Origin of the sequence: Streptomyces katrae (assembly GCF_000966975.1) — a bacterium.
Classification (GTDB): domain Bacteria; phylum Actinomycetota; class Actinomycetes; order Streptomycetales; family Streptomycetaceae; genus Streptomyces; species Streptomyces katrae.
In genome coordinates, this window is sequence record NZ_JZWV01000329.1 from 1 (window position 1) to 2655 (window position 2655).

3 protein-coding genes are annotated in these 2655 nt (G+C 70.4%); all 3 read left to right on the forward strand.

Translation table 11 applies throughout. The features are described 5' to 3' along the window. Positions 1–364 (forward strand): LLM class flavin-dependent oxidoreductase (locus VR44_RS12980; RefSeq protein ID WP_045947618.1); only part of this gene is annotated, 364 nt, incomplete at its 5' end. An 8-nt stretch (positions 365–372) separates the two neighbouring features. After that, positions 373–1515, forward strand: a complete 1143-nt coding sequence (locus VR44_RS12985; protein ID WP_045947619.1) for an acyl-CoA dehydrogenase family protein — start codon at positions 373–375, stop codon at positions 1513–1515. A 70-nt stretch (positions 1516–1585) separates the two neighbouring features. Next, on the forward strand, positions 1586–2655 hold a 1070-nt coding region (locus tag VR44_RS12990; protein ID WP_045947620.1), incomplete at its 3' end, for an acetyl-CoA C-acetyltransferase.

Genomic DNA, 2655 nt, shown 5'->3' on the forward strand with positions numbered 1-2655 from the left:
CCGGCGCCTGCTGGCCATCGGCGAGGACGCGGCGAGCGCCCGCGACCTGGCCCGCCCGCAGATCGCCCTGTACGTCGGCGGCATGGGCGCCCCCGGCCGCAACTTCTACAACGACCTCGCCGTGGCCTACGGCTACGAGGAGGAGGCCCGGAAGATCCAGGAGCTCTACCTCTCCGGCCGCAAGCGCGACGCGGCCGCGGCGGTCCCCGACGAGTTCTGCGAGTTCATGACCCTCTGCGGGCCCGAGGGGTACGTACGCGAGCGCGTCGAGGCCTTCCGGGAAGCGGGCGTCACCATGCTCAACGTCACGCCCGTCGGCCCCGAGCCGGCCCGGCTGATCGAAACCGTCAAGAGCTGGCTCTAGGGGGGCCCATGCAACGCCGCATCTACGACGCCGACCACGAGGCGTTCCGCGAGACCGTCCGCACCTTCCTCACCAAGGAGGTGCTGCCGCACTACGAACAGTGGGAGAAGGACGGCATCGTCAGCCGCGACGCCTGGCGGGCCGCCGGCCGGCAGGGCCTGCTCGGCCTCGCCGTCCCCGAGGAGTACGGGGGCGGCGGGAACCCCGACTTCCGCTACGCGGCCGTACTCGCCGAGGAGTTCACCCGCGCCGGAGCCCCCGGCCTGGCCATCGGCCTGCACAACGACATCATCGGCCCCTACCTGACCTCGCTGGCCACCGAGGAGCAGAAACGCCGCTGGCTGCCAGGCTTCTGCTCCGGCGAGACCATCACCGCCATCGCGATGACCGAACCGGGCGCCGGCTCCGACCTCCAGGGCATCCGCACCAGCGCCGAGGACCGGGGAGACCACTGGCTGCTCAACGGCTCCAAGACCTTCATCTCCAACGGCATCCTGGCCGACCTGGTCATCGTCGTCGCGAAGACCACCCCCGAGGGCGGCGCCCACGGCCTGTCCCTCCTCGTCGTCGAACGCGGTACGGAGGGCTTCGAACGCGGCCGCAACCTCGACAAGATCGGCCAGAAGGCCCAGGACACCGCCGAACTCTTCTTCAACGACGTACGCGTCCCCAAGGAGAACCTGCTCGGCGAGCTCAATGGCGCCTTCGTCCACCTGATGACCAACCTCGCGCAGGAGCGCATGGGCATCGCCATGGCCGCCATCGCCGCCGCCGAACACCTCCTGGAGATCACCACCACCTACGTCAAGGAGCGCGAGGCCTTCGGACGCCCGCTCGCCAAGCTCCAGCACATCCGCTTCGAGATCGCCGAGATGGCCACCGAATGCGCGGTCACCCGTACCTTCCTCGACCGCTGCATCACCGACCACGCGAACGGCGAACTGGACCACGTCCACGCCTCCATGGCCAAGTGGTGGGCCACCGAACTCCAGAAGCGGGTCGCCGACCGCTGCCTCCAACTGCACGGCGGCTACGGCTACATGACCGAATACCGCGTGGCGCGCGCCTTCACCGACGGCCGCATCCAGACCATCTACGGAGGCACGACCGAGATCATGAAGGAGATCATCGGACGCTCCCTCCTCGGCTGAACCCGTCCCCTCGGCCGAACCCGCCGGCCCGGCCCCCGACTTCCGCCAGACCTCCCGAAAGGCAAGACCTGTGAGCACCGAAGCGTACGTGTACGACGCGATCCGCACCCCTCGCGGGCGCGGCAAGGCCAACGGCGCCCTGCACGGCACCAAGCCCATCGACCTGGTCGTCGGTCTCATCCACGCCCTGCGCGAGCGCAACGCCGGCCTCGACCCCGCCACCATCGACGACATCGTGCTCGGAGTCGTCGGCCCCGTCGGCGACCAGGGCTCCGACATCGCCCGCATCGCGGCCATCGCCGCCGGACTCCCCGACACCGTCGCCGGCGTCCAGGAGAACCGCTTCTGTGCCTCCGGCCTCGAAGCCGTCAACCTGGCCGCCGCCAAGGTCCGTTCCGGCTGGGAGGACCTCGTCCTCGCGGGCGGCGTCGAGTCCATGTCCCGCGTCCCCATGGCCTCCGACGGCGGCGCCTGGTTCGCCGACCCGATGACCAACTGGGACACCGGCTTCGTCCCCCAGGGCATCGGCGCCGACCTCATCGCCACCATCGAGGGGTTCAGCCGGCGCGACGTCGACGAGTACGCCGCCCTCTCCCAGGAGCGGGCCGCCACCGCCATCAAGGAGGGCCGCTTCGCCGGCTCCGTCGTCCCGGTCACCGACCGCAACGGCCTGGTCGTCCTCGACCACGAGGAGTTCGTCCGCCCGGGCACCACCGCCGACACCCTCGCCAAGCTGAAGCCCTCCTTCGCCGACATCGGCGACCTCGGCGGCTTCGACGCCGTCGCCCTGCAGAAGTACCACTGGATCGAGAAGATCGACCACGTCCACCACGCCGGCAACTCCTCCGGCATCGTCGACGGCGCCTCCCTCGTCGCCATCGGCACCCGCGAGGCCGGCGAACGAAACGGCCTGCGCCCCCGCGCCCGCATCGTCTCGGCCGCCGTCTCCGGCTCCGAGCCCACCATCATGCTCACCGGCCCCGCCCCCGCCACCCGCAAGGCCCTCGCCAAGGCCGGCCTCACCATCGACGACATCGACCTCATCGAGATGAACGAGGCCTTCGCCGGCGTCGTCCTGCGCTTCGTCAAGGACATGGGCGTCTCCCTCGACAAGGTCAACGTCAACGGCGGAGCCATCGC

Coding starts and splice junctions, on each gene's coding strand:
- VR44_RS12985 (WP_045947619.1), top strand. CDS start 373: ATGCAACGCCGCATCTACGACGCCGACCACGAGGCGTTCCGCGAGACC.